This window comes from Acidobacteriota bacterium, from assembly GCA_034211275.1.
Classification (GTDB): Bacteria; Acidobacteriota; Thermoanaerobaculia; order Multivoradales; family JAHZIX01; genus JAGQSE01.
In genome coordinates this window covers 1-26,363 of record JAXHTF010000079.1, presented here as the reverse complement: position 1 = coordinate 26,363, position 26,363 = coordinate 1, and the positions used below count along the sequence as shown (strand labels likewise).

20 protein-coding genes are annotated in these 26,363 nt (G+C 67.1%); 15 read left to right on the top strand and 5 right to left on the bottom strand.

The genetic code is table 11. The features are described 5' to 3' along the window. Window positions 1-598 (top strand): hypothetical protein (locus SX243_13510; protein MDY7093979.1); only part of this gene is annotated, 598 nt, incomplete at its 5' end. A 77-nt stretch (window positions 599-675) separates the two neighbouring features. Here the strand turns inward: SX243_13510 and SX243_13505 are convergent. Beyond that, window positions 676-4,611, bottom strand: a complete 3,936-nt coding sequence (locus tag SX243_13505) for a MerR family transcriptional regulator (GenBank protein MDY7093978.1) — start codon at window positions 4,609-4,611, stop codon at window positions 676-678. Window positions 4,612-4,864: 253 nt separating this feature from the next. Between SX243_13505 and SX243_13500 the strand changes: the two genes are divergently transcribed. The 10 genes from SX243_13500 (at window position 4,865) to SX243_13455 (ending at window position 18,248) form a co-directional block, all read left to right on the top strand. Continuing rightward, a complete protein-coding gene (locus SX243_13500) occupies window positions 4,865-6,568 on the top strand; it encodes an alpha-amylase family glycosyl hydrolase (GenBank protein MDY7093977.1) in 1,704 nt (567 codons plus the stop codon). A 6-nt stretch (window positions 6,569-6,574) separates the two neighbouring features. Beyond that, complete coding sequence (gene ugpC, locus SX243_13495; GenBank protein ID MDY7093976.1) at window positions 6,575-7,672, top strand: sn-glycerol-3-phosphate ABC transporter ATP-binding protein UgpC; 1,098 nt, start codon at window positions 6,575-6,577, stop codon at window positions 7,670-7,672. A 111-nt stretch (window positions 7,673-7,783) separates the two neighbouring features. Next, complete coding sequence (locus SX243_13490; GenBank protein MDY7093975.1) at window positions 7,784-9,010, top strand: extracellular solute-binding protein; 1,227 nt, start codon at window positions 7,784-7,786, stop codon at window positions 9,008-9,010. A 73-nt stretch (window positions 9,011-9,083) separates the two neighbouring features. After that, the gene (locus SX243_13485) at window positions 9,084-11,228 is read left to right on the top strand and encodes a sugar ABC transporter permease (protein MDY7093974.1); all 2,145 of its coding nucleotides are present in this window, start codon (window positions 9,084-9,086) and stop codon (window positions 11,226-11,228) included. Beyond that, complete coding sequence (locus SX243_13480; protein MDY7093973.1) at window positions 11,225-12,106, top strand: sugar ABC transporter permease; 882 nt, start codon at window positions 11,225-11,227, stop codon at window positions 12,104-12,106. Before SX243_13485 ends, SX243_13480 begins: the two co-directional genes overlap by 4 nt. An 82-nt stretch (window positions 12,107-12,188) precedes the next feature. Next, window positions 12,189-12,968 carry a glucodextranase DOMON-like domain-containing protein gene (locus SX243_13475; protein MDY7093972.1) on the top strand — a complete coding sequence of 260 codons (780 nt, stop codon included), beginning with the start codon at window positions 12,189-12,191 and terminating at the stop codon, window positions 12,966-12,968. Between the two features lie 128 nt (window positions 12,969-13,096). Then, window positions 13,097-15,301 (top strand): hypothetical protein, encoded by a 2,205-nt coding sequence (locus SX243_13470; protein ID MDY7093971.1) that lies wholly within the window; start codon window positions 13,097-13,099, stop codon window positions 15,299-15,301. 287 nt (window positions 15,302-15,588) lie between these two features. Continuing rightward, window positions 15,589-16,599, top strand: coding sequence for a glucodextranase DOMON-like domain-containing protein (locus SX243_13465; GenBank protein MDY7093970.1), 1,011 nt, complete (start codon window positions 15,589-15,591; stop codon window positions 16,597-16,599). A gap of 21 nt (window positions 16,600-16,620) precedes the next feature. After that, window positions 16,621-17,529: a transcriptional regulator gene (locus SX243_13460; protein ID MDY7093969.1), complete on the top strand. Its 909-nt coding sequence runs from the start codon at window positions 16,621-16,623 to the stop codon at window positions 17,527-17,529. A 167-nt stretch (window positions 17,530-17,696) separates the two neighbouring features. Further along, entirely contained in the window at window positions 17,697-18,248 is a 552-nt protein-coding gene (locus SX243_13455) for a L,D-transpeptidase (GenBank protein ID MDY7093968.1), read from the top strand. 288 nt (window positions 18,249-18,536) lie between these two features. Here the strand turns inward: SX243_13455 and malQ are convergent, their stop codons facing one another. Further along, window positions 18,537-20,174: a 4-alpha-glucanotransferase gene (malQ, locus tag SX243_13450; GenBank protein ID MDY7093967.1), complete on the bottom strand. Its 1,638-nt coding sequence runs from the start codon at window positions 20,172-20,174 to the stop codon at window positions 18,537-18,539. A gap of 88 nt (window positions 20,175-20,262) precedes the next feature. Here malQ and SX243_13445 point away from each other — a divergent pair, with 88 nt between their 5' ends. Both SX243_13445 and SX243_13440 read left to right on the top strand, forming a co-directional pair. Beyond that, window positions 20,263-22,080 (top strand): alpha-amylase family glycosyl hydrolase, encoded by a 1,818-nt coding sequence (locus SX243_13445; protein MDY7093966.1) that lies wholly within the window; start codon window positions 20,263-20,265, stop codon window positions 22,078-22,080. Further along, entirely contained in the window at window positions 22,070-23,182 is a 1,113-nt protein-coding gene (locus SX243_13440; protein ID MDY7093965.1) for an ROK family protein, read from the top strand. The genes SX243_13445 and SX243_13440 overlap by 11 nt, the downstream gene beginning before the upstream one ends. On the opposite strand, the gene SX243_13435 is transcribed toward SX243_13440, so the two are convergent. The 3 genes from SX243_13435 to SX243_13425 all read right to left on the bottom strand — a co-directional run bounded on the left by SX243_13435 (window position 23,179) and on the right by SX243_13425 (window position 24,793). Beyond that, window positions 23,179-23,520 (bottom strand): hypothetical protein, encoded by a 342-nt coding sequence (locus SX243_13435; GenBank protein ID MDY7093964.1) that lies wholly within the window; start codon window positions 23,518-23,520, stop codon window positions 23,179-23,181. The two genes, SX243_13440 and SX243_13435, sit on opposite strands and share 4 nt — an antisense overlap. A gap of 194 nt (window positions 23,521-23,714) precedes the next feature. Continuing rightward, window positions 23,715-24,062 carry a hypothetical protein gene (locus SX243_13430; protein MDY7093963.1) on the bottom strand — a complete coding sequence of 116 codons (348 nt, stop codon included), beginning with the start codon at window positions 24,060-24,062 and terminating at the stop codon, window positions 23,715-23,717. A 236-nt stretch (window positions 24,063-24,298) separates the two neighbouring features. Further along, on the bottom strand, window positions 24,299-24,793 hold the full coding sequence (locus SX243_13425) for a hypothetical protein (GenBank protein MDY7093962.1): 495 nt from the start codon (window positions 24,791-24,793) through the stop codon (window positions 24,299-24,301). A gap of 49 nt (window positions 24,794-24,842) precedes the next feature. Here SX243_13425 and SX243_13420 point away from each other — a divergent pair, with 49 nt between their 5' ends. Both SX243_13420 and SX243_13415 read left to right on the top strand, forming a co-directional pair. Beyond that, window positions 24,843-25,586 carry a class I SAM-dependent methyltransferase gene (locus SX243_13420; protein MDY7093961.1) on the top strand — a complete coding sequence of 248 codons (744 nt, stop codon included), beginning with the start codon at window positions 24,843-24,845 and terminating at the stop codon, window positions 25,584-25,586. 177 nt (window positions 25,587-25,763) lie between these two features. Continuing rightward, on the top strand, window positions 25,764-26,363 hold a 600-nt coding region (locus SX243_13415), incomplete at its 3' end, for a hypothetical protein (protein ID MDY7093960.1).

Below are 26,363 nucleotides of genomic sequence, written 5' to 3'. Positions count from 1 at the left end.
GGCCACCGTCATCGACAACGGTGTGACGCTGGAAACGGTTTCCCTGGCCGAGCTCAGCCGGCGCACCGGAGAGCTTCTGCAGGCCCCCACGGTGCCGGTGAAGATCGTTTCCGAGGTCACCGGGCCGGGAACGGAGCTGGCGCCGGTGCCGGTGGCGGACTCGGTGACCGGCTGTGGTACCTGTGGACCAACGGTGCCCTGTGACGCCGACGGCCCCTTCGACGAAGGCAAGGGGGATTGTGTCGGCTGTGCCGAGATCGGTGATTGTGATCCCGGCCCGTGCGCCTGCTCGACGGTGCTCCAGGACTATTGGACGGGTTGGTACGAAACCAGCAGCACGCCGCTGTACCAGTGGGGCTGCGTTGACTGGCAGTTTGCGGCGGACGAGCGCGCCCGTCTGCACTTCGTCAACTACCGCCGCGACCGGATCCAAGTGGTGCGCATCTGCCCTAGCTGCCCTTCCTGCACCGGCTGCTACAACCAGCAGCAGGTGGTGGACTACCAGACGGATTCGGACTATTGCTACAAGACCTACACCTTCGGCATGGCGTGCGAGACGTGGGACCCGATCATCTATCCCTACGAGCTGTGTCTCTGAGCTAGCGGCGTTCTCGATGCATTGGCGCCCCGATCCTCTCGAGGGTCGGGGCGTTTTGCGTCCATGGCCGATCTGAGTCAGCCATGGCCAGTGCCGGTGCTCTGTAGGTGCCCCAAGTCTCCGAGCCGCCGCCGCCAGATCTCCAGAGGCTCTCCGTGCAGGTCGTCGGCGAGGGTCGCCAGCTCGCCGTCGGGGTCGTCGAGGAGCTCGAAACCGATCCACACTCGGGTGGCGAAGGGTTCGAGGGTGAGATCGAGGCCCCGGCGGGCCAGGGCCTCGGTGGACCAGAGCTCGGCGGCGTTGGTGCGCGGGTCGTGGACCAGCAGCCAGCGGCGGGGGGCGGCTTCGATCTCCAGCGTCGCCAGCAGATCCTCGGGGCCGCTGTTCCCCGAAGTTCCCCCCGAATCGTCGCTTTCCGCCGGTGAAGCAGAGGGTCGGAGCCGGGCAACCCGGTGCAGCGAGCCGATGACCCGGCGGGCGTCGTGGTTCACCACCACCAGGGCAGCGCTGGTCTTCAGGCCGTCGTCGGCTTTGGGGCGGTTGCAGAAGGCGAGGACGCAATCCAGAGCCTCCGGCTTCTCGGGCTCGTTCTCCTTGGGGCCACTCCCCTCGGGGGTCTTCTGCGGGGCGGGGTGGAAGTCCAGCAGGTGCAGATGCCGGCTGCCGGCGAAGAGCGAGCGCAGCCGTAGAAGGGGCGCGATCTGGGCTCGGTGGCGGGCCAGGAAGCGGGGATCCGGATCCTCGTCGAAGCGGGCTCGGCGATAGTCCATGCCGTAGCGTTCCACCAGGCCCTCGGTCTGGCCGTGGCCGAAGAGGGGGAGGCCCGGGAGAGTGGCCAGGAGCGTGGCCAGGGCGAAGTAGCGGTCCCCTTTGCCCAGGCGCACCACGGCGGGTTCTTCGTCCGGGTTGGTGAGGTAGTTGGTGAAGCACTCCGGCAGCCGGCGGTCGAAGTCCAGGGCCTCCAGCAGCGAGCGCCGGAACGCCTCGTTGTCACCCTCCAGCAGGTGATGCATGAAGGAGCTGTGGTACACCCGGTGGAGGCCCAGATTGCGTGCCAGATAGGCTTCCATGAGCCAGAATCCCTCCGCCACCAGCAGGGTGTCCGGGGCCTCCTCCTGGAGCCGTTCCATCGCTTCGAGCCACAGCTCCCGAGGCATGGCCTGCTCGAGCTGAGCCTCGGTGAGACCGTGGTCGGCGCGGGAGGGGATCGCTCCTCCTTGCCCCGGGGATGGGTACCACAGCCGCAGGATGTGGCGCCGCACCAGAGCCATGGCGGCGTCCACTCGCACCACCGGGAACTGCCGGGCCACCGCCACCAGAGCGTCGATTAGGGCCTGCCGGGTCTCCGCCCGCAGGTGATCGAGTTGGGCGGTGTCGTTCCACGGCAGCCCCGTGCCGTCGTTGCCGTGGTAGAGGTAGCGCACCTCGCCGCTCTCCCGGTCCAGTCTTTGGAAGACCACCGCGGCATCGCTGCGGTCGCGGTAGTGGTCCTCGACGAAGAGGCCGACGGCGGGATCCGGCGACAGGTCCGGGCCGGTGAAGGTGTAGTTGGGGTAAGGATTGTCCTCCCGGCTGCGGAAGAGCTCCGGGCGCTCCAGGACCCAGCGAGAGTCCAGCGCCATGTGGTTGGGGACGAAGTCGGCGCCCAGGCGCAGACCGCGGGCGGCGGCGCGGCGGCGTAGATCCTCCAGCGCGCCATCGCCGCCCAAGTGCTCGGCGACGCGGTATTCGTCCACGGCGTAGGCGGAGGCCTCCGCCCGGGCGTCGCCGGCGGCACGCTTGATCCGCCGGGAGGCTTCGCTACGGCGCCAGACTCCCAGCAGCCACAGACCGGTGAAGCCCTGGGCTGCGAGATCGTCGAGGGCCGCGTCGGGGATTTGATCCAGCCGCTCGAGGGTCCGCCCCGGGGAGGTCTGCGCCCCGGCGGTACCCGCGGAGAGCTGATGCAGCCAAACGTCCACGTGCTTGGCCACCAACACCAGCTCCCGCATCCAGGGGCGGCACCGGCCATAGCGCCGGGGAGTGCCTCGTAGCTCCTGGTAGGCGCGCCCCGGCTCCGGCGGCGTTGCGGCGCCCACTCCAAGACCCGGTGCTGGACCCGGTGTTGGATTGGGAGCGAAGAGCGGCCGGTGCTCTTCCCGTAGCACGTCGAGGCCGGTCTCAAGCCGATCCCGGCGTTCGCCGGCGACCCGCCGCTCCAGCGCCAGAACGTGCTCCAGCTGCGCCGCCAGGGAGTCCGGCGCCATGCCGGCGGGAACTCGCAACAAACCGAAGACGCTTTCGTCGCCGGCCCCATAGCCGGCCTCGCCGTCGAAGAAGTGGCCGAGGTGAGCCATCAGCCGCCGGTAGCCGGTTTCCGCTTCCAGCTGCTCGTCATCGAAGAGCAGGCGGCCACCGCGAGCCGCCGGGTTCTCGTTCAGCAGCCATAGGATGAGGGCCTTGTGTAGCAGGAACTCCGGATCCTCCGCTGCAATGTGGGCTTTCTCGGTGTCGGGCTGGTCTGCGCTGCCGACTCCCCCCCGAGCGGTGGGGAAGAGGGCGGCGGTGCGGCGGAGCATGCGGTCGACGGTGCCACGGCCGAAGCCTTCTTGAAGCCAGCTCAGGGCTCGGGCGAGGACCTGCGGGTTGCGCCGTGCCCGGTAGCCCGCCAGCAGGTCCTGGTAGAACTCGTGGAGCAGGCCCAGGGCGTAGAGATCACCGGCGGAGGGTGGGGGAGGGGTGGACGGTTCGGCGAGGGGATCGGCGGCAGTGCGCCGGCGGAGGTCGAGGGCGAGGGAGCGCACGGCGGGCAGATCTTCGAGCAACAGGCCGCCGTCGGTGCTGATCTGGGTCGAATCGAGCCCCAGGCGCTGGCGGGCCTCGGCCGAAACGAAGACTTGGCGACGGCTGCGCCAGGCGCCGGATCCGGCGCCGGGGGAACCGTGGGAGAGGGCCAGCGAGGTCGCCCGTGAGCCTAGCCGTGAGCCCGCCAAGGGCGCGCCGTGGGGCAACCGGCGCCGCCGGGAGGGGCCGCCGATGTGGCGGCGCAGGTCCGCGAGGACGGTGGGCAGCTCCGCCAGATCTTCCACCTGAACGGCCCGGGCGGTCTCCAGGAAGGAGCGGTAGGCGACGGCGCAACGGCCGCCCACCAGCAGCGCCACCTCCGGCCCCAGCTGTTGCCGGAGGTGCAGGAGCTCATGGCCCAGTTGAGGATCGTCTGCGGGATAGATCAGGCTCAGGGCTACCGCCGCAGCGCCCATCTCCCGAGCCGCCGCCACCAGATCCTCCGCCGGCAGATCGGCCCCCAGGGGCAGGACTCGCCAATCCTCCGTCGCCGCCATCGCCGCCGCCAGCAGCGCGCCGAGCTCGTGGCGCTGGCCGCGTAGCGCCGCCGCCACCAACATCGGGGCTCCGGGGGCGGGCCGTTGGCGCTGAATCAGCTGGTGGATGAAGGTGCGCACGGTGCCGGTGGCCAGCTGCTCGTGCATGGGCCGCAGTAGATTGCGGCTCCACAGATCTCCGATGCGCCGCATCAGCGGCACCACCACCTGGGCCAGGGTGCCCCGGGCGCCCAGGTCCACCAGCGCCCCCTCCAGACGGTAGAGCAGTTCCCGGCCGTCCAGATGCTGGACTGCTTCCAGGCAGTGCCGGATTCGCGGATCGTCGTCCTTCGGGGCTGCGGCCTCCGGCTCGGCTTCCACCCGGGCGTCGGACGGCGGCTGTTGTTGGTGCAGCAGCCGCACCAACCGGCGGGTGCTCAATCCGGCGATCTGCCCGATGCTGTGGCCACCATCGGTCAACCGGCTGAGGAGCAACAACCGCTCGATGTCGGATTCGCTGTACAGGCGCTGGCCCCCCGCTGAGCGTTGGGGCTGGATGGCGTCGTAGCGCCGCTCCCAGGCGCGGATCAGATTGGGCTTGAGACCGGTGCGCTGAGCCGCGACGCGGATCGGGAAGCGTGGACTCTCCTCCTTCGGTCCGCGCCGCCCTTCCTTCCGGCGGCGGGAGGAGCTCTGTGTAGGTTTTTGGCCCATGTGTGTATAACTTTTGCGATCTATTGGGCCGATTCCGGAGTTGCGGCAGCGCTCCCAGAGGCTCCCTTAGCCCCTGTAGAAGTTGACTTTGCGATGTGCGGAACGGACTCTCTAGGAGCTAAGCTTGACAGATGTGATACAGGATTGACAATCCGTGACCCGGTGTTATCATCCGACGCACTAAAGTCAGTTCGGAAATCGTCAAGGAACTCTAAAAGCCTTTTTGGATGTACTGCGTGAGATTTTGTCCACAATGATGAAGTCGAAGTCCGGAAGAACTGGGGCCGAAGCCTGGGGGCTCGCCGCCGTGGTGCTCGCCACGATGGCCTTCGCCTCGGCTTGTGCGTCCGGCGCTGGCATCCAGCCCCCCGCCGCAGCTACGGCGACAGCTCCGGGTGAGGCCGCTCCGGGAGCACCGGCGCAGACGGCGGCTCTAACCGTCGAGCCGCACTCCCAATGGGCCGAGGCGATTCTCTACTTCGTCATCCTCGATCGCTTTGCCGATGGTGACGAGAGCAACAATCGGGCCGTAGATCGGGAGGCCCAGGGTGCCTTCCACGGCGGCGACCTGGCCGGCCTGCGGCAGCAGCTGGACGAGCTGGCGGAGCTCGGCGTCACCGCCCTGTGGATCACCCCGGTGGTGAAGAATATCGATCACTTCGTGACCGGCGCCGGCTTTCCGGACTGGGGCTATCACGGCTATTGGGCCGACGACTTCTACTCTCTGGATTCCCGCTTTGGTACCGAGGAAGAGCTGAAGGCCCTGGTGGAAGACGCCCACCAGCGGGGGATGGCGGTGCTCCTGGACGTGGTCTACAACCACGCCGGCTATGACTCCCAATACTTGAAGAACCCGCGCACACGCACCTGGTTGCGGTCGGAGCAATATGGTGGCTGCGGCGCTGACGACCTCACCGGCTGCCTGGCGGGACTGCCGGACTTCCGCACCGAAGATCCCCAGGTGCGGGACTATCTGATGGAGGCCCATCTGGGCCTGGCGGAACGGGTGGGGCTGGACGGCTTCCGTCTCGACACCGTCAAACACGTCAGCCACGACTTTTGGCAGGAGCATCGCCGGCGGGTACGGGAACGGCTGGGGGATGACTTCTTCCTCCTCGGCGAGGTCTGGGGCGGCGACGCCCGCTCCCTCGATCCGTGGTTCGAGGGGGACGAGATGGACGCCGGCTTTGACTTCGGCTTCCAGGGCAGCACGCTGGGCTTCCTCCAGGGCCGCGGCCGGCCGGTGGCCTACAACCGCTATCTGGAGAAGCGCCACGAGGTCCGGGACGGCCACCACCTGGCCCACTACCTGGGCAGCCACGATGTGCCCATGAGCCTCTATCAGCTGGAGGGCGATCTGGAGCGCTTCCGGCTGGCGGCGCTGCTACAGCTCACCACCGCGGGCATTCCGACGATTTACTACGGTGAAGAGGTAGCTCGGCTGGGTGGGGATTGGCCCGCCAACCGCAGCGACATGCCCTGGGGGGATCGAGCCATCGAGCCCGGCGCCGGCGACCCCCGGGACGAGGATCTGCGGGACTTCTACCGCCGCTTGATCGAGATTCGCCGTCAGCATCCGGCACTGTGGCGGGGCACCCACGAGGGCCTCGACTTCGGCACCGACCACCTGGTCTTCCTGCGCCGCGCCGCCGGTGAAGACGGCGAGCTGGCGGACGCCGTGGTGGTGGCGGTGAATCGTTCCGAGGAGCCCGTGGACATCCGATTCGCCTCGCCTTGGCCAGGGGGTTCCCCGGTGCGGGATCTCCTCTCTGGCCAGGCCCCCACCGCGGCCACCGACGCAGCGGGAAGCCCGGAGCTGACCCTCACTCTCCCCGCCCTAGGGGGTGTGGTGCTCGCTCCCGATACCTCGGATACTGGTTCTACGGACACTGTTTCTTCCATGGCCGGCGCCTCGGATACCGGCTCCGCGCCGCCGCCGGAGACCCACAAGGAGTAGCGATCAGTGGCCAGCGTCACCCTCGAACACGTCTCGAAGAGCTACGGCCCGGTACAGGTCATCGCCGATCTGAACCTGGAAATCCGCGATGAGGAATTCATGGTGTTGGTGGGGCCGTCGGGCTGTGGCAAGTCCACCGCCCTGCGCATGGTGGCGGGGCTGGAGGAGATCACCGGCGGCACCATCTCCATCGGCGACCGGGTGGTCAACGATGTTCGGCCCAAGGACCGGGACATCGCCATGGTCTTCCAGAGCTACGCCCTCTATCCCCACATGTCGGTGCGGGAGAATCTGCAGTTCGGTCTCAAGATTCGCAAGATGCCCGCCGAGGAAATCCGTCAGCGGGTGGAGGAGGCGGCGGAGATCCTCGGCCTGACGGGGCTCCTGGACCGCAAGCCGCGGCAGCTCTCCGGCGGCCAGCGCCAACGCGTCGCCGTCGGCCGGGCCATCGTCCGCAAGCCCCGGGTCTTCCTCTTCGACGAGCCCCTCTCCAACCTCGACGCCAAGCTGCGGGTGCAGATGCGCGCCGAGATCACCAAGCTCCAGCGGCGGCTCAAGACCACCACCATCTACGTCACCCACGATCAGGTGGAAGCGATGACCATGGGGCATCGGGTGGCGGTGCTCAAGGACGGCGACCTGCAACAGGTTGGGACGCCCCTGGAGCTCTACGATCAGCCCTCCAACGTCTTCGTGGCCCAATTCATCGGCACGCCGCCGATGAACTTCTTCAGCGCCACCCTCGGGGACGGCGGCAAGACCCTCCAGGGGCCCGGCTTCAACCTGCCGGTGCCGGAGAAGTACCGCGCCGCCGCGACCCAGCGCAACGGCCAGGAGCTCTTGGTGGGGGTGCGGCCGGAGAATCTGCTGGGGGAGGGAGCTCCCACCCGCGGTGCCACCGGTACCATCCCGGCGGACGTGGAGATCGTCGAGCCCCTGGGCCACGAGATCATCGTCCACTGCAAGGTCGGGGATCTGATGATGGCCGCCAAGCTCGATCCCCACCGCATGCCGGGAGCCGGAGAACACTTGGATCTGGTGGCGGAGCTGGACTCGCTGCATCTCTTCGATACCGAGACCGAGCTGCGCCTGAACACGGAATGAGGTGCGGTTTCGCCCCCGAGCCCACGCCATGAAAAGCCCCTATTCGACGAGCCCCCAATCGACCAGCCCCATTCGATGAGCGGCGATAGACCGAGCCCTGAGGAGACCCCCATGCACAACAGATTCTCGCGTACCGGCCTGCTGATTCTCACCCTGGCGGCCCTGCTTCTGCCGGCCTGGGCCCAAGCCCAGACCGAGCTGGTGGTGTGGCACGCCTATCGAGGGGCGGAGAAAGACGCCTTCGAGCAGGTGGTGGCCGACTTCAACCAGGCCATGAAGGCGAAGAAGATCAGCGCCAAGACCCTGGCGGTGCCCTATGACGCCTACGCCGACAAGATCAGCGCCGCGGTGCCCCGGGGCAAGGGTCCGGACGTCTTCATCTTCGCCCAGGACCGCCTCGGCGGCTGGGTGGAGGCGGGCAAGACCGTCGAGCCCATCGATTTCTTCGTCGACGACGCCACCCGCAAGCGCTTCATCCCCGCCACCCGCCAGGCCATGACCTACCAGGGCTCCCTCTACGGCCTGCCGGTGAACTTCAAAGTGGTCACCATGTTCTACAACAAGAAGATGGTGCAGACCCCGCCGACCACCTCGGCGCAGCTGGTGGCGGAGGCGAAGAAGCACACCGACACCGCCGCCGGACGCTTCGGCCTGGCCTATGCCTACTCGGATTTCTATTACCACGCGGCGCTGATGAACGCCTTCGGCGGCGGCGTCTTCGACGACGCCCGCCAGCCCACCGTCAGCCAGAGCGCCAACGTCCAGTCCCTGGATCTGCTGATGAACTGGTACAAGCAGGACGGGATTCTGCCGGCGGAGCCTTCGACGGCCTTGATCACCAATCTGTTCAACGAGGGCAAGGCGGCGATGGTCTTCAGCGGGCCCTGGTTCCTGGGAGAGATCAACGACGACGTGGACTACGGCCTGGCGGTGCTGCCGAAGATCGACGAAGCCGGCGGCACGCCGATGAAGCCGTGGATCACCGTCGAGGGCGCCTACATCGCCCAGCCCTCGAAGCACAAGGATGAGGCCTACGAGTTCGTCCAATATTTCACCGGTGCCGAGGCGGCGAAGGTGATGGCCCTCCAAGGCCGTCAGACTCCGGCCAACGTCCAGGTCTATGGGGATCCCGCGGTGCGCAAAGACCCGGTGCTCCAGGCCTTCCGCCAGCAGGTGGACAACGCCGTTCCCATGCCCAACTACGCCGAGATGACCATGATGTGGTCGCCGGTCACCACCGCCATGAACAAGGTGGTCAAGCAGACCGCCAGCCCCAAGGCCGCCCTGGATACCGCCCAGGAAGAGGTCCAGGAGCGCATCGAGAAGCTGCGTCAATGATCGCCGGCGCCGCCGGGGGCAGGCTGCGGAGGAGGTTCCGCAGTCCTCGGTCCCGGCGGCGGGGAGATGCACCATGAGTCGAGACAAGCTCAGCTCCGACACGGGCCCTGGGGCGGCGACGCGCCGAGTGCGCCTCCTCGCCCTCGGCCTTTTGGTCGGGTTGGCGGTGGGCATCGGGCTGATCGCCTGGCTCGGCAGCGCCGGCCGCCAGGCAACGGTGCGGGCGGCGGAGCGCCAGAGCAGCCTGATTCACCTTTCGGCGCTGACGGATCTGGTGCAGCGGGCCACCGCCGGCGGGGAGGAGAGCTCCGACGACGGTGGAGACGGCGGTGGCGGCTTTTTCGCCGGCGTCGAAGAGGAGATGGCGGAGGAGTCGGAGGAAGCCGAGGAGTCCGGCGGCGGTTTCTTCGCCGGGGTGGATGAAGAGTCCGGCACCCTCGAGGAGGAGGCGGAGCCGGCGGCGGACGTCCAGGCGCTGGTGGCTCGCTATGTCGCCGCCAGCGAGACGGTGCGCACCGCCCGGGTGGTGGACATCGATGACCGCATGCTGTTGGCGGCGGCGGGGGAGGGCGCCGTCGAGCAGGACTTGCCCGCCCGCCTGACCCGCGAGGATCCGCAGCACAAGATCTGGTACGACCTCGGCCGGGAGCTGCGGGCGGCGGTGCAGACCAACCGCGACGACCAGCGGCTGTGGAAGGAAGAGGTGAGCATCGAACGCCGGGAGGACCGGGGTCTGGCCCTGGCGGCGCCGCTGGAGGACCCGCAGGGAGAGGTCAGCGGCGTGGTGCTGATGGTCACCGATGCCGAAGGGCCGGTCTTGCCGAGCGTGGCGCCTACCGCGGTGGCCTGCGTTCTGTTGGCGGTGATCGTCTTCATGATGGTGGCCTTCCCGCTGCGCCGGCGCGGCCGGTTGCCCCAAGCCCTGGCGGCGGTTCTGGCGGCGGTGGCCTTGGCGGGCTTCACGATTTACATGCTCGGGGCCTTGGGCAGCGATCGCCAGCTGGCGGAAGGGACGGTACAGGAGTCCCTGGCGGCGGCGGCGCAGCATTTCGGCGCCTCCCTCCCGCCGTCGCTGGTGGACGCCGATGCCGTCGATCCCGCGACCTGGGATATCGACCGGTTCCGTCAGGCTCGCGGCATCATCCAGGGCGGCGTCATCGACACCGCGGCGGTGGATGCTGCCTTCTCACCGGTCCGCAAGCGCTTCACCAGCGTCTTTGCACTGCTCGCTCTGCTGGGTTTCGGGCTGGCGGCGTTCGTCGGCCTCGGTGGTGCTCTGCGGTTGGGACATACCCTGATGCTGCATCGGGAGGCCTATCTCTTTGTCCTGCCGGCGCTCCTGGGCATGTTGGTGCTGGTCTTCTTCCCATTCTTCTACGGCATCACCCTGTCGTTCACCGGCCAGACCCTCTACAACCTGGACCAGCCGCTCTACCAAATCTGGATCGGCTTCGAGAATTACATCGACATCCTCACCGACTTCGATCTGGTGAGCGTGGTGGACGGCCAGCGCACCTGGGAGTATCAGAACTTCTACTGGACGCTGATCTTCACCATCATCTGGACGGTGACCAACGTCACCATCGGCGTTAGCGTCGGCCTGATCCTGGCGCTGATCCTCAACACCAAGGGGTTGGCCTTCCGGCCGATCTACCGGGTGCTGCTGATCCTGCCCTGGGCGGTGCCCAACTACATCACCGCGCTGATCTGGAAGGGCATGTTCCACCAGCAATTCGGCGTCATCAACCAGGTGGTGCAGATGTTCGGCGGCGAGCCGGTGGCATGGTTCGACTCGCCCCTCACCGCTTACATCACGGTGCTCACCACCAACGGCTGGCTGAGCTTCCCGTTCATGATGGTGGTCTCCCTGGGCGCTCTGCAGTCGATCCCGTCGGATCTCTATGAGGCGGCGCGGGTGGACGGTGCCAGCCGCTGGCAGCAGTTCCGGCTGGTCACCCTGCCGTCCCTCAAACCGGCGCTGGTGCCGGCCATCATCCTGTCGGTGGTGTGGACCTTCAACCAGTTCAACATCATCTACCTGGTCTCCGAGGGGCAGCCCGGCGGCGCCACCGAGATTCTCATCACCGAGGCCTACAAGATCGCCTTCGAGCAGTACCAATACGGCTACGCCGCGGCCTACGCCACGGTGATCTTCATGATCTTGTTGGTCTACGGCGTGTGGCAGAACCGGGTCACCGGAGCAACGGAGGGCGTATGAGGCGCGGCAAGGACGAGATTCCTCACTGGCCCCTGCACTGCTTCCTCCTGTTGATGGTGGGAGTGACGGTGTACCCCATCCTGTGGGTGTTCACCGTGGCCTTTTCCGGTCAGCAGAATCTGGCCTTCATCAGCCTGCCGCCGGAACCCACGCTGCTGGATCGGCTGCGGGCCATTCTGCCCTGGCCGGAGACGGTGACGGTTTCCAACTTCGTCTCCCTCTTCGCCGATCAGCCCTTCGCCCGCTGGATGTTCAACAGCATCGTGGTGGCCGGCGCCACCACCGTGGTGGGAGTCTTCCTGGCCTGCACCGCCGGCTACGCCTTCTCGCGGTTCAAATTCCCCGGCCGCCGGGTGGGCCTGATGTCCTTCCTGGTGTCCCAGATGTTCCCCGGCGTGCTGACCCTGGTGCCGCTGTACATCATTATCGTCCAGTGGCTGGGTCTGGGATCGAGCTATATCGGGTTGATCCTGGTGTACTCCACCACCGCCATCCCATTCTGCGTCTGGATGCTCAAGGGCTATTTCGACACTATCCCCCGGGAGCTGGAGGAGAGCGCGCTGGTGGACGGGGCGTCCACCACCACCATCTTCGTGCGCATCATCCTGCCGCTGGCCAAGCCGGCGGTGGCGGTGACGGCGCTGTTCTCCTTCATGACCGCCTGGAACGAGTTCATCCTCGCCCTGACCTTCCTGGACAACGAGATGATGTACACCGCTCCGGTGGGGCTGCGCTTCTTCGTCGGCGGCTACGCCGAGCAGCAGTGGGGCTATTTCGCCGCCGGCTCCATCGTCGCCGCGGTGCCGGTGGTGGTGCTCTTCATGTTCCTGCAGAAATATCTGATCTCGGGCCTCACCGCCGGCGCCGTCAAAGGCTGAGCAGGCGATGGGGCGAAACCGTACGGCAATGGACTGGAACCTATAGAAATTTCGGGAACCACGAACTATCAGGAGGTGTGGAATGCAGAAACGATGGATGTCCGCTCTGGTGATCGCATTGATCGCCTGTTTGATCCCGGCCGGCAGTGCGCTGGCCGACGTGACCTTCTCCGATCCCACCGGCGACGATCATGGGCCGGGGGACTACGTCTATCCCACCGACGCGGTCTATACCCGTGGCTCCTTCGATCTCACCGAGCTCAAGGTCGAGACCAAGGGCAAGCGGGCCACCTTCGAGGTGTCGGTGAACGGCAACGTCGAGGATCCCTGGGGTATGGACACCGGGTTCTCGATCCAGATGGTGTTCATCTTCATCGACACCGACGGCAAAGAGGGCAGTGGTCATACCGACTCCCCTCCGGGCCTCAACGTGACCTTCGGCCCCAGCGACGCCTGGGACAAGGTGATCATCCTCTCGCCCCAGCCCTTCGCTCGGGTCAAGCAAGAGGTGGAAGCCAAGGCCGCCGGTATGGCGGAGGACATCATCGTGCCCAGCCGCACCTCCGGCGGTGGCCGCAGCATCAGCGGTCAGGTCAAGCTGGCGGAAATCGGTGAGGGCGATCCGGCGACCTGGGGCTACCAGGTGGTCATGCAGTCCAACGAGGGCTTCCCTGCGGAGGGGGATCTGCTCACCCGCAAGGTCAACGAGTTCGAGGGCCAGCACCGCTTCGGCGGCGGCACCGACTACGACTGTGATCCCCACGCCATCGACGTCCTCGGGGACGCCGATCAGCTGAAGTACAAATGCGCCGCCGACGGTACCGCCGAGGAGATGGCGGTGCTCAAGATGATGCGCCAATAAGTCGAGGCCTCACCACCGGTGCCCACGGTCATAGCGGCCCGTGGGTACCGGACTTGGAATTTGGGATTTTTCCATCGGGATCTCGCGATCCTCGATTCAGTCTCTGAGAAGTAAGGAGTCTCTTCATCATGAGAAAGAGTTTGCAAGTAGTGGTGCTGGTCCTGGCGGCAGCCATGATCCTCACCCTCGTGACCCCCTCGGCGATGGCCGCGGATACCGAGAAGCTGTCCTTCACCGGGGTCAATTACACGAAGTGGCTGTGGGGCACCCAGCGCTTCGATGGATCCCTCTACAACTTCACCACCATCCCCGGCGAGGGGTTTGGTGACAATGGCCAGGGCACGGAGCTGGAGCTCCTGCTGCACGCCAAGCCTTCCAAGAAGGTGGAGATCAGCGGCCGTCTGAAGGCCCGCTTCACGCAGAATTTCTGGACCAACTTTGGGGGCTTCGGCAATCCCGACGGCGGCGAGCCGGGGTCCGGGGACTGCGTCGGCGGTGACTGCGGCGAGTTCGATCCCCGTTCCGCCCAATACGTCAAGTTCCGCGGTCTGACGGCCACCATCACCCCCGGTTACAAGTGGGTGGACACGGTGACCATCGGCTCCAACGACTTCGGCATGTTCGACCCCTTCACCATCGGCAAGATCCGCTACATCGACCGCGACAACGGCTCCGGCATCCTGTTCCAGGGCTCGGCGGCGAATCGCAAGTTCACCTATGACGCGGTGCGCATCAGCCTGCCGCGGCTGTGGGCCGGCCCCAATTTCAGCACCGGTGAGTTCACCACCGCCGACGGCGCCTACGGCTTGCAGCTGGGCTTCCGTCCGACCTCGAAGTTCGACTTCGCGGTGATCTACCAATATGTCAACGACATCGAGGTGGACGCCGACGACCTCGACATCGACGACGGCCGGGACATCGTCACCCGCTTCCGCAACAATGTGCTGGGCGTGCGCTTCGGCATCCACCCCAACTCGGTGATCGACATCCGCGGTGCCGCCTACACCTCGTCGGCGGACTCGGATCCGCTCCTCGACACCCCGGCCTCCTTCGGCACCTCCGGCTTCTCGCCGGTGCCCGCCGGTGAGCTCGACGACGAGACCTTCAAGCTCAACATCGACCTCAACGATCCCTTCGACGTCGGTCTCTCCTTCAACCTGGAGTATTTCGACATCGGCGCCGAGTACGTCTCCATGATGGCTGCCCGCCGCGAGTCCGACGTGCTCCTCACCGAGGGCCACGACGGCGCCTTCGCCTTCCCCGGGCCGTCCAACGCCGCCTTCGGCGTGTTCCCCGGCAACCCCACCCGCATCGGCATCGGTGGCTGGCAGGGCCACGCCCAGCAGGTGGCCACCATCAACGTCGACCAGGAGTTCACCGACTTCGAGGAGCCCCTGGCGGAGACCGTCATCGGCTGGAAGGGTTACACCATCCAACCGACCTTGGCGGTGGGGGATTGGGATCTCACCCTGGAGTACACCGACGTCGACTACAACACCAACTGGCAGGCCTGGAATGATCCGAGCCGCAACCTCAACGACTCGCAGTACCCGAATTTCGAGTCCGATGCCGGTGTCGGTTCGTTCCGCAACGCCTACGCGCCGTTCCAGGAGAAGGAGACCACCTTCCTGGTGCTCAAGGCCGACTACTTCCTGGACATCGGCCGCGGCGTCGACGTCTTCGGCAAGATCAAGTGGATCGACGAGACCGACAAGCGCATGAACGACGCTCGCTTCCTGCCGTATCAGGCCGGCGACTGCCCCGGTGGTGGCGTCGCCTGCGCCGGCAACCGCAACGAGTACTCCGCTGGGAACAGCTCCGCCGACATCTACGGCAACCCGCCGGTGATCACCGTCAACGGCGTCACCGGCTACCAGTGGAAGCCCTTCGACAGCCTCAGCGACGACGATCGGGACATGGACTATCAGCTGATCCAGATCGGCGCCGGCTACCAGCTCACCGACGAGCTCTACGCCTCGCTGACCTACGAGAACTACGACGTCGACCTGGTGGACGGCAACACCGCCTTCCAGGCCTATCAGCTGCACGAGATGGCGTCCGGCAACCACACCCGCGACAAGATCATGATCGCCGCCAAGTACTTCGTCGGCGGGGCCGAGTTCGGCCTCAACTACGAGTACAACACCGGCGAGTTCGACCCCGACTTCGGGGACGGCTTCGTGGTCCAGTTCGCCGATGCGGGTATCGCCGCCAACAACAATGTTCCGGAAGGCTCCCCGGGCTTCAGTGGCCGCTTCGGCGGCTGGAACAGCCTGGCCACCCGGGACTTCGAGCAGAACCGCCTCAAGGTCTACATGAAGATCGTCTTCTAGTAGGCCGCTGTGCCATCATCGGGGGCGGGGAGTGTGTGCTTCCCGCCCCTGTTTTTGGGCCGTGTCCTAGCTTGCTTTTCGTTCAGGCCTCGGCACTGCTAGCCACCGCCGGCGGTCGGGCCGGAGCGGCGCGCGGAAAACTCACTTCGTTCAGACAGTTCCGCGCGTGCTTCCGCTCCGCCCCTTGCCTGCGGTGGGTGCCTCGGAGTCTTCACGAAATGCAAGCTAGGACACGGCTCGGTCTTGCGTCGTTCGGAATCTCTCAAGTCCGCTGGAGGAGCGTCCCCATGAAGCTGCGTTTGCCCCTGCACCCCGTCCTCGTCGGCCTCATCCTGGCCCTGGCCGTTGCGCCCATGAGCCTGGAAGCGGCCTCCAAAAAGCAGATCTTCGAGCTCCAGGACCCCCGCGGGGATGATTACGGCGGCGGCAATCTCACGTATCCCATCCGCACCGAATTCGAGCGCGGCGATCTGGACGTGGTGGCCTTCCGGGCGCTCCGGGCCCGCGGCGGCACCCGCTTCGAGGTGGAATTCGCCGGCAATGTGCGCACCACCGAGCGCGGCGCCATCGACGAGCTGGGCACCGATCTGACCTCCGTGGCCCGCCATGGCTTCTACACCTTCAACGTCGACGTCTACATCGACAAGGACCGAGTCCCCGGCAGCGGCGGCGTGGAGATGCTCCCGGGGCGCAAGGCGGAGCTACAGCCGGAGTTCGCCTGGGACCGGGCGGTGATTCTGACCCCCCGTCCGGCGGTGATGAATAGCGCCCTCAAGCGCATGTGGATCCGCACCCTCAACGAGGCGGTGCGGGAGGAGCAGGGTGAGGAAGTCATGGACGACCAGGCCGCCGACAAAGCGCGCGCCCAGGCGGTGCGGGCGTCGCTGGTGGAGAGCGTCTTCTTCCCGACCCAGATCCGCGTGCGGGGTCGAGAGGTCAGCTTTTTCGTGCCCGACGAATTTCTCGGCGGTGAGGCCGATCCTTCCTGGGCCTACACCGTGGTGGTCACCGGCGCGGACCTCATCAGCAGCTTCGACCTGGTGGCCAAGGCCGGCTTCGCTCCCGGCGTCGCCGACAACCTGATGGTGGTGCCGGTGGGCCCCGGCAGCTGGCGGGACCGCTTCGGCGGCGGACGCGAGGATTCCCCGCTACAGCCACCGCTGGTGGACATCTTCGTGCCCTCCGGCACCACCCAGGAGCGCCTGCTCAGCGACTTCAACTCCGACGTCGGCCGCCCGGCCCGACTCCCCGGCATCGTGCCGGCGGAAGCAGCGGCGGAGTCGGACGACGCTCCCTAGGAAGAAGCCCGGGGCCGCCCGGTGAGCCGCTTCGACCAGGTCCGTCGCGGGGCCATCCTGCGCCACTACCTGGCCCGCCTTGGCGCCGTCGAACCGGCCCGGCTGCTGCCCTTCGAAGCGGTCAAGGAAAGCCTCGACCTCCGCCACTTGGTGGACCGGGGCCTTCAGGACGTCCCTCTGGACAGAATCGTCGGCTCCCTGGGCCGCGCCCGGGAGTTCGACCGCGCCTTCCTACCGCGGCGGGAGTCCTCCCGCGACCGTTGGGAAGGCATCGCCCGCCTGGCAGAGAGCCCCGAAGGCTTCCCGCCGGTGGAGCTCTACCAGGTCGGCGACGCCTATTTCGTCGTCGACGGCCACCATCGCATCTCCTACCTCCAATCCCTCGGCACCCCCACCGTCGAGGCTCACGTCAAGGAATTCCTCACTCCCGTCCCCCTGGCCCCGGAGGCCTCCCTCGAAGACGTGATGCTCAAGCGCGGCCTGTCGGATTTCCTCGAAACCACCGGTCTGGTCCCCCAAGACGACCAAGAGCTCCTGGTCACCACCGCCACCGGCTACGATCGCCTCTTGGAGCACATCGTCGTCCACCGCTACTTTCGCGGCCTGGAGGAGGAGCGGGAGATCCCCTGGCAGGAGGCGGTAGATTCCTGGTACCAGGCCGTCTATCGCCCGGTGATGGACGCTCTAGAAAGCAGCAACCTCCCCGCCAGCTTCCCCAACCGCACCCCCACCGACCTCTACCTCTTCGTCATGGACCACCTCGCCCAACTCAAACGCCGCTTCGGCTCCGGCGAGGGGATGGAGCCGGAAGCGGTGGTGGAGGCGTTCTCGGAGAGCCGGGGAAGGCGCGGCCGGGGTGCCGTGCAGCGGCGGTTCCGGAGGTTTTGGCGGTGGTTGGGGCGGGTGGAGGAGGGCGATGTTGCAGGATGAATCCGGCTTCGTACCTTGCTCTGCGGCGCTTACCCGCCCCGCTGGAGCGGGGCCTCGGTCTGCTGCGCTGGTGGGGACGGAGTGGTTCCCACGGTGAACCGTGGGAACGAGTGTGGGGGTTCAGGAACTCGAAGAGCTCTCCGAGAGTCTGAAGGTGTATGAGGGTCGTGCGGAGAAAATTCCAGACCGTGCTCCTGGTGATCCTGCTGGTGGGGGCGCTTTGCCCGGGCGCTGCTGTCGTGGGCCAGGAGAGCGATGGAGCGTTGGTGCTCGTGGTGCGGAAGGAGGCTCGGGAGCTAAGAGTCCTGTCGGGCTCCGAGGTGATCGCGACCTACCCCATCGGTCTGGGGTTTCAGCCGAAGGGGGACAAGCAGCGCGAGGGCGACGGCGCGACGCCGGAGGGGCGGTACTCCGTGTGCATCAAGAATCCCCAGAGTCGCTACTACCTATCGTTGGGGATCAACTATCCCAGCGCGAAGGATGCCGAGCGGGCGCTGGCCGAGGGGTGGTTCTCCCGTGAGGAGGCGCGAGCAATCCTCGAGGCGGAGCGGGACGGTCGGTGCCCGCCGTGGGATACGCCGCTGGGTGGTGAGATCTACATCCACGGTCGGGGCTCGTCCGCAGACTGGACCCTCGGGTGCATCGCCCTCGATGATCCGGACATGAAGGCGCTCTACGACCGGGTGAAGATTGGGACGGAGGTTCGGATCGAGCCGTGAGAGGGTTGGGTGGCTGTCTCTGCCTGAAGCCCTTGGGAGGGGCGCGCCAGGTAGCCAGCCGAGACTGAACAGAGCCCTCACCCTCGTTCCCTCTCCCAGTCCTCCCGCCCCCCCGACCGGGAAAGGGACGCCCCCGCCCGTCCTGGTCAGTCCAGGACCAACGGTGAGCTGCGAGCTTCCCCCTCTACCGGGTGGACGGGAGGGCGGGCTGGGAGAGGGGGATCGAGGGGGTGAGGGTTCTGGATTCACCAAGCCGGCAAGATCAGTAACATCCGCAACCCGCGTCTTTTAGCCCAACTCCCCCCGCCCCTCCCGCACCCGCCCACTCAACCCCGTCAGCGCCCGCAGCCGGGCTGCCTGCTCCGGCAACAGCTGATCTTCCGTCAGGCGCCAGCCCCAATTGCCGTCCGGTTGGCCGGGGGTGTTCATGCGCGCTTCCGAGCCCAGCCCCAGGACGTCCTGCATGGGGACGACAGCGATGCGGGCTACGGAGGTGAGGGCCTGGCGGATCAGATCCCAGTGGATGGAATGGAACCGGCCGCCGGTGTATTGGCGGATGCGTTGGCGTTGGCGGGGGGAGCAGCTGGCGTACCAGCCGCGGGAGGTGTCGTTGTCGTGGGTGCCGGTGTAGACCACCGTGTGGGGAGCGAGGTTGTGGGGGGCGTGGATCGAGTCGGGGTCGTCGAGGCCGAATTGGAGCACCCGGATGCCGGGGAGGCGGAAGGTGGTGCGGAGCTCGTCGACGTCGGGGGTGATGACTCCCAGGTCCTCCGCCACCAAAGGTAGATCCCCTAGCTCCTCACGAAGCGCTTCGAAGAACGGTTTGCCCGGGCCATCCTCCCAGGTACCGTTCTCCGCCGTGGGCTCGCCGGCGGGGACGCGCCAATAGCCGGCGAAGGCGCGGAAATGATCGAGCCGTACCAAGTCGGTCAAGCGGAGGTTGGCGCGGACGCGCTCGATCCACCAGGAAAAGCCTTCTTCGGCCATCTTCTCCCAGCGATAGAGTGGATTTCCCCACAATTGGCCCGTCGGGCTGAAATAATCCGGCGGGACACCCGCCACCGCCAGCGGTTCGCCTTCGTCGTCGAGCTCGAAGAGCCGGCGATGGGCCCAGACGTCGGCGCTGTCCCAGGCGACGTAGATGGGAAGATCCCCGAACAGGCGGATTCCGCGGCTGAGAGCGTGCTCCCGGAGCAGGCCCCATTGGAGAAAGAACTGATGCTGGATAAAGTAGTGCCGTTCGATTTCATGGCGAAGTTCCTGGCGGGCACGGCGCAGCGCACCGGGCTCGCGCCGGGCCAGCTCGGCGTCCCACTGCCACCACCCGCGGTTGCCGTGGGCGGCGCGGAGGCTCGCGAAGAGGGCCCAGTCGTCCAGCCAGGAGCGTTGGTCCGGGTGCTCCCGGAACTCTTCCAGCCGCTGGCGCTGACCGCTGGTGGCGCGGTGTTGGTACACCTCCCAGGCGCGGTGCAGCAGCCGTTCTTTGGTCGCCGCCGCCGCCGGAAAGTCCACCTGATGGGGATCGCCGCCGGCGGGCTGCGGGGCGGTCGCCGAGGCCAGGTACTCCTGGCTCAGGAAACCTTGGCGACGCAGGAGCTCCGGAGAGATCAGCCAGGGGTTGCCGGCGAAGGCCGAGAGGCAACCGTAGGGGGAGCCTCCGCCGTGGGTCGGGCCCAGGGGCAGGACCTGCCACAGTCGCTGGCCGGCCCGTTCCGCCCAGTCCAGGAAGGTCACTGCCGACGGCCCCAGGTCTCCGATACCGTAGGGACCGGGGAGGGACGTGGGGTGCAGGAGGATGCCGGCGGAGCGTGTGTCCATGGCGCGTACTTTAACCCGAGGGGGCCGCGGCGGCGATGCCGGTGTTCGACCCTGAGCGAGGAGAGGAGCAACGATGTTGCCCAAGCGAGAAGCCAATGAAAAGGCCATGCCTGGACCCGAGGGGAAGACTTCTCGCAGAGTCAGCGCAGCGAGGCTGGGAGCCCGAAGGAAGCTGCGACTCTGGAGCCTGGGGTTGATGGCCCTGGCAGGCTGGTGGGCCGTGCCGGCGTCCGCTGCGGAGCTGCGCATGGAGCGGGTGGTACCGGGGGAGGCGGGGGAATGGCACGTCGAGGTAGCGGTGAAGAATGCTGCCAAGGCCGCCGAGAGTCTGGTGTTCAGCGCCGACGGAACGGAACTGGCGGCGAGCACCGAGGTGCTGGACAAGGACCGCCTTGCCGTCCACCTGGCTGCGGTGCCGGCAGATGCCACGCGCTTGACGGTGACCGTTCCCGGGCGCCGCGGCGGGGACTCGGCCACGGTCATCCTCGGGCCTCGTTCCTCTGGGGCGGTCAGTCTCGGCGTCGAGGGCTGGACCATCTACCACGTGATGATGGGCTACTTCCGCAACGCCAATCCGAGCAACGATGGAGAGGTGGAAGGCTGGCGCCACCGCAACTACGCCGGGGGTGACCTCCAGGGGGTGCTGGAGAAGGCGGACTACCTCGCCGACCTCGGCGTCGACGCGGTGTGGTTGAGCCCGCTCTTCGCCGCTCGCACCTCTCACGGGTACGACGTCACCAACTACTACCGCATCGGTGATGCGGTGGCGGTGCCGGACGATCCGGAGGCCTCCCTGGAGCTCTTCCGCCAGGTGGTGAAGGCGCTGCACCAGCGCGGGGTGAAGGTGATCCTCGACCTGCCCCTCAACCACGCCAACCGCGGCTACGACCGCGAGGCTGGTGATCCCGGCGGTCACAAGCCCCGGGCCACCAGCGCCCGCCAGGAAGCGGAGAAACTGTGGGATAGCTGGGACGCCGGCTACCGCTACTGGAATTTCGACCATCAACCCACCCGCCGCTTTCTCAAGGACGTCGCCCTGCACTGGCTGGTGAAGGAAAACGTGGACGGCCTGCGGCTGGACTACGTTCGCGGCGTGCCCCACGATTTTTGGGCCGAGCTCTATGCCGAGGTGCAGGCGGCCAAGCCCGGGGCCTTCCTGGTGGGGGAGTGTTGGGCCGATGGCGAAGGGGTGGAGGCCAACATCGCCGAGATCGCGAAGTTTTACGAGCCGGTGACCGGGGCGGGGATGGCGGATCCCGGGCCTCAATTCTCCAGCCTGCTGGACTTCCCCATGCAGATCCTGCTCACCGAGGTCTTCGCCGGGGGTGGTTCGTTGGAGTCGGTGGAGGATTGGCTGCAAGGCTATGAGCATGCCTATGGCACCGGAGCTCGGCCCACCTTCTTCCTCGACAATCACGATCTCTCCCGCTTCCTGTCCTGGGCCGGGGAAGGGGAGCGGCTGGTGGCGGCGGTGGGATTCCTGGCCTCCCTGTCGGAGCCTTGGGTACTCTTCTACGGCACCGAAGCGGGACTGGCAGACGGCGCACCCAAGCGGGGATTCAACGACGCCAGCCGCATTGCCATGCCTTGGGTCGGACTGGAAGAGGGCACCTCCGGCGCGGTGTACGAGCCCATTCGCCAATTCTTGCGCGCCCGTCAGAGGCATCCGGCTCTGCGCCAGGGCGGCCGGCGACCCCTAGTGGTGGAGGAGGATCTGTTGATTTGGGTCAAAGAGACGGCGGAGGAGACGGCGCTGGTCGCGGTGCACCTGGGAGAGCAGGCGCGGACCGTGCAGCTGGCCACGGGGCTGGTGGACCTTGGAGAGCTCGAGGCCGTAGCCGGAGGGGCGTCGCCGGAGCGGGGCGAGGACGGCTGGGCCTGGCGTTTGGAGCCTCTGAGCACTGCGATTTCCATCGGGGCCTCTGGTGACGCTGCCGCCGCCACGGACACTCCCTCGACCACTACCAACGGCAAGCAGGAGACGGCTGTGGAGGGAGGATCCAATGGCGGGTGATTCGATCGAAGAGGGTGTCGGCGAGCAGCCCCTGAGTCTTGGAGTGGATATCGGCGGCACCAAGGTGGCCGCAGGGGCCATGAGCGCCAACGCCATGGCAGGAGGCGCCCTGTTCGGCTGGAGCAGTGCCGAGAGTCGCCCGGACCTGGAGCCGGCGGCGATGGTGGTGGAGGTGGTCCGCCAGGTGGAGCAGCTGCTGGAGAGCCTGGGGCGAAGCCGGGACGAGGTGGTGGGATTGGGCATCGGTTTTCCCGGCGACTTCGATCCGCTCTCCGGGGTGCTCAAGACGGCGCCCAACCTGCCGGCGTGGATCGGCACTTCTCCCCGGGAGCTGTTCTCCACCTGCTTGCAGCGGCGCTGGGAGTGCGAGGTACCGGTAGCGGCGGAGAACGACGCCTGCGTCGCCGCCCTCGCCGAGGCGCGCCTGGGCACCGGCCGCGGAGTCCAGCGGATGCTCTACATCACCGTCAGCACCGGTGTCGGCGGTGCCCGCTACGACTCCGGTGCCGTGCGCAACATCGAGCCCGGGCTCTACACCTTCCCGGACCCAGCGCAGCCCGAGATCAACCTCGAGAGCCTCGCCAGCGGTCCCGCCACCGCCGCCCACGCCCGCCGAGAGATTCGGGCCTACGTGGATCGGCATGGCCTGGAACAGCTGCAGCAGCTGACCAGCGTCTTCAGCACGGAAGAGGGGCCGGCGCCGGCGACGCGGGAGCAGTTGGAGGAGCTCCTGGCGCAGCTCACCGCCCGGCATCTGGGGCAGGCCGCCTCCCGGGGCGACACCTTCAGCCGGGGACTCTTCGACCGCTCCGCCCACATCCTCGCCGCCGGGTTGGCGATTCTCTTGGATCAGGGGTTCGGCGAGCAGCGCATCGTCATCGGCGGCTCCGTGGCCGCCAAGACCCCCGGTTACGTCGATCAGGTGCGTCAGGAGCTGGCCCGCCGCCAGGCCCTCTCGGGAGCCTCTCAGGCGCTTCGGAGCTTCGATCCGTTGCAGATCGTCGAAGCGGGCTTGGGAGATGAGCGCGGGGTCCTGGGAGCCGCCTCGCTGGTGGCCGACTTGCAGACCCCGCGCACGTCGTCTCGGCTGGCTGGGAGCTAGGCCGCAGCGGCGGTGATCTCGAGGGCCTGGCTATCGGCGGGCTTGACGTCGGGGCAGCTTCCGGCAGCGGCCTCGGGAGTGATCGAGCGCCAGGAGCGGGGTTCCATCGTGGCCTCGCCGCTGGACAGACACTGCTGGAAGCGACAGCCGCAGACGCTGGTGTTGAAACAGCTCGCGCCGGTGGGGGAGCCGGTGTCCACGCATTGCAGGCAGAACGGGATGGTGGGGTGATCCACCAGCTGGCAGGCATAGGTGCTACAGGCCTCGGCGGGGGTGGGCACCAGCAGGACGATTCCGAAGGCAAGGGCGGACAGAATCAGCAGACGGGTGATCGACATCGTGTCTCCTTTCAGAGCTTGAGGAGCTTCGCGCCGCAACGGCACCGTGCCGCTGGCGTCTCTGCTACCAGGAATGATGTAGATCATTGAATCATAAAACGCGCTAGTGAAGAAGGCGAAGGCTCGTTCTGAGCCGCCCAGAGGGTGGAGACGTGCGGGCGGCGGACTGTTTTCTCCGCCACCCGCGGATCTCTCTAGGCGGCTGCCGGTGAGCCCTCGTTGCTGGCCTCCGGGACCACCTCGACGGGAACCGGACAGGCCTCCAGAAGGCCGTTGGGGGCCTCGTTGAGCCAGTAGTCGGATGTCGCGGAGGCCTCCTGATCGCTGGCGGCACATTGCACGTCCAGACAACCGCAGGAGCCCATGTTCTGACAGTTGGCGTTGGTGGGCTGGCCGGTGTCGACGCAGCGCATGCAGAAGGGGTTGCCCGCCTGGGGAACGTTTTGGCATTCGTAGTCGGTACAAGCCTCGGCGGTGATGGGGAGGAGCAGGAAGCATCCGACGGCGAGGGTGCTCAAGAGGGTCCAGCGGAACATCGACATAGTCTCTCCTTTTCTTAGTGGCCTTTTTTGTAGTGGCCTTTTCTAGAGTGGCCTTTCCTCGGGGGAAGGCCATCCGGGCCTTCTCGCCACAGGGACGCTGGGATCTCGGCCGGCAGACCGCCGACAGATCTCAGCTTCCGTAAATAATCAATAAATATTAAGCAAGTGATGCTGGAAAAGCAAAGAGCTCGGCGCCGGGTGGGGGAGTGCTCTGAGCCGCTGCGCTGCGATCTCAGCTAGCTCTGGGGCGAGGTGGACGGCGCACCGGCCTCGACACAGCGTGCCGGCGGGCCGCCGCCGCAGACGCAGGTGACCTCCGGCGGGCAGTAGCAACGGGCGGGCTCGAAACGGCAGCCCTCCCGGGACTCGCAATCCTCCTGGGTACTGCCCTGCTGGCGGAATCCCTCTTCGCAGGGCCCCTGGGCGGCGCGGCAGCGATAGCCGGACTCAGCGCTTTCGTCCTGGACCAGCGTGCAATCCGGTGATTTGGTGCACGGGGTCTGGGCCAAGCTCAGGCAGGCTGCTTCCTGAGCTTCTGCATCCTCCGCCGGCGGGGCTTCGGGCGCGGTCTCGCCACCGGTGGCTTGGGGCTGGGTTTGGGGAGTGGGCTCGGCGCCGCTGCCGCAGGCCAGCACGAGAGCGCTGGTCGTCAGCAAGCTGGAGACGAGGAGGAGAAGCCTGCCCGAACGAGAGCGGGAGGCGGCGGGGCGGAGATCGGTTAGGCTTTGCATGGATCCTAGAGTACTGGATGCTGCACAATCCGGCGAGGAGTCTCCCATCATGACCCAGGCCTTTCCCGACCATTTTTCCGCCGTCGCCTCCGGCTACGCCTCGTATCGGCCCGGTTACCCCGAGGAGCTCTTTCGCTGGCTGGCGGAGGTGACGCCGGGGCGCCGCGTGGCGTGGGATTGCGCCACCGGCAGCGGCCAGGCGGCGGTGCCGTTAGGGGGCCACTTCGGCCGCGTGTTGGCCACCGACGGTAGCGTCAGCCAGCTGCTCCAGGCCCGCTCGGCTCCACGAGCCTGCTATGCAGCGGCGACGGCGGAGGCGGCGCCCTGGGCCCACGCCTCGGTGGATCTGGTGACGGTGGCCCAGGCCCTGCATTGGTTCCAGCTGGAGTCCTTTTACCGGGAAGTCCGGCGGGTCCTTCGCCCCGGCGGCGTGGTGGCGGCTTGGTGCTATGACCTCTTCACCCTCGGCGACGACCTAGACCCCGAGCTGCGCGACCTCTACGACGGCCAGTTGGGGCCCTATTGGCCCCCTCAGCGGCGTTTCATCGACCAGGGCTACCGCACCCTCGACTTCCCGTTCGAAGAGATCTCCGCGCCGACCTTCGAGCTGCGGGAGTCCTGGACCCTGGAGCAGGTCACCGGCTACCTGGAGACCTGGTCCGCCCTCCGCCGCAGCCGCCGTCAGGGCTTCGACCCCCTCCCAGAGGCCACCGCCCGGCTGCGCGCCGCCTGGGGCTCCGAGCCCCGGCGGGCGGTGGTGTGGCCGGTGCATTTGCGGGTCGGGCGGAGGTAGTCGGGCGGAGGTAGTCGGGTGGAGGTCGTCGGGTGGAGGCAGTCGAGCGCGGTCTTCTCCGAGCACCGCCACCCGTCTCGGCACACATTTTGCTCGAAGATCTTGCGAGCCCATGGTTCGGGAGGCCCGTGCCGGCCCGGACTTGATTCCATTTCGCCATGGAGGTCGAAGATTCTCGTGCACTTTCGAACCCTGTCCGCAAGCTTCGCCGCCGTACTTCTCGTCGTGCTGCTGACCGCCGGTTGCACCGCCCTGGAGCCCTTGGCGTCACCGTTCTCACCGCCCACCCCCCGGGAGCGCTACGCCCTGAATCTAGAGGCAGTGGAGCTCGATGTCACTACCCTAGGGCAGGCCTGGCTGCGGGCCGGCGACGAGGCTGTGTCCTCGCCGGTGGACGCCGAGGCGCCGCTACGGGAGGTGCTGTACTTCGACCCCGCCCGCCCCGAGGCCGCCGGATTCCGCATGACGCTGCGGGAAGGCCAGCGCTTGGAGATTCGTCTGCGGGCTTTGCAGGAAGCTCCACTGCCTTTCGTCGAGCTGCTCCAGCCGCCGGCGGTGGCCGGCGAAGAACCCGAGATGCTCGAGCTGGAGGCTCTCGATTTGCAGCCTGCGGTGCGGGTGGCGGAAAGCGCCGGGGCTCCGGGCGAAGGTGCCTCGCTGCAAGGCCAGAGAGCCACCTGGCGCCACGAGCCCGGCGAGGACGGCGCGGTGATTCTGCGTCTGCAGCCGGAGCTGCTCTCCGGCGGCGCCTTCGAGCTCGAGGCGCGGGTGTTGGGC

Excerpts from the sequence above, each read along its gene's own strand:
- SX243_13440 (MDY7093965.1), top strand. The coding sequence starts at position 22,070 with ATGGCGGGTGATTCGATCGAAGAGGGTGTCGGCGAGCAGCCCCTGAGT.
- SX243_13435 (MDY7093964.1), bottom strand. The coding sequence starts at position 23,520 with ATGTCGATCACCCGTCTGCTGATTCTGTCCGCCCTTGCCTTCGGAATC.
- SX243_13500 (MDY7093977.1), top strand. The coding sequence starts at position 4,865 with ATGATGAAGTCGAAGTCCGGAAGAACTGGGGCCGAAGCCTGGGGGCTC.
- SX243_13420 (MDY7093961.1), top strand. The coding sequence starts at position 24,843 with ATGACCCAGGCCTTTCCCGACCATTTTTCCGCCGTCGCCTCCGGCTAC.
- SX243_13465 (MDY7093970.1), top strand. The coding sequence starts at position 15,589 with ATGAAGCTGCGTTTGCCCCTGCACCCCGTCCTCGTCGGCCTCATCCTG.
- SX243_13425 (MDY7093962.1), bottom strand. The coding sequence starts at position 24,793 with ATGCAAAGCCTAACCGATCTCCGCCCCGCCGCCTCCCGCTCTCGTTCG.
- SX243_13485 (MDY7093974.1), top strand. The coding sequence starts at position 9,084 with ATGAGTCGAGACAAGCTCAGCTCCGACACGGGCCCTGGGGCGGCGACG.
- SX243_13430 (MDY7093963.1), bottom strand. The coding sequence starts at position 24,062 with ATGTCGATGTTCCGCTGGACCCTCTTGAGCACCCTCGCCGTCGGATGC.
- malQ (MDY7093967.1), bottom strand. The coding sequence starts at position 20,174 with ATGGCCTTTTCATTGGCTTCTCGCTTGGGCAACATCGTTGCTCCTCTC.
- SX243_13505 (MDY7093978.1), bottom strand. The coding sequence starts at position 4,611 with ATGGGCCAAAAACCTACACAGAGCTCCTCCCGCCGCCGGAAGGAAGGG.
- SX243_13445 (MDY7093966.1), top strand. The coding sequence starts at position 20,263 with ATGGCCCTGGCAGGCTGGTGGGCCGTGCCGGCGTCCGCTGCGGAGCTG.
- SX243_13470 (MDY7093971.1), top strand. The coding sequence starts at position 13,097 with ATGAGAAAGAGTTTGCAAGTAGTGGTGCTGGTCCTGGCGGCAGCCATG.
- SX243_13475 (MDY7093972.1), top strand. The coding sequence starts at position 12,189 with ATGCAGAAACGATGGATGTCCGCTCTGGTGATCGCATTGATCGCCTGT.
- SX243_13480 (MDY7093973.1), top strand. The coding sequence starts at position 11,225 with ATGAGGCGCGGCAAGGACGAGATTCCTCACTGGCCCCTGCACTGCTTC.
- SX243_13490 (MDY7093975.1), top strand. The coding sequence starts at position 7,784 with ATGCACAACAGATTCTCGCGTACCGGCCTGCTGATTCTCACCCTGGCG.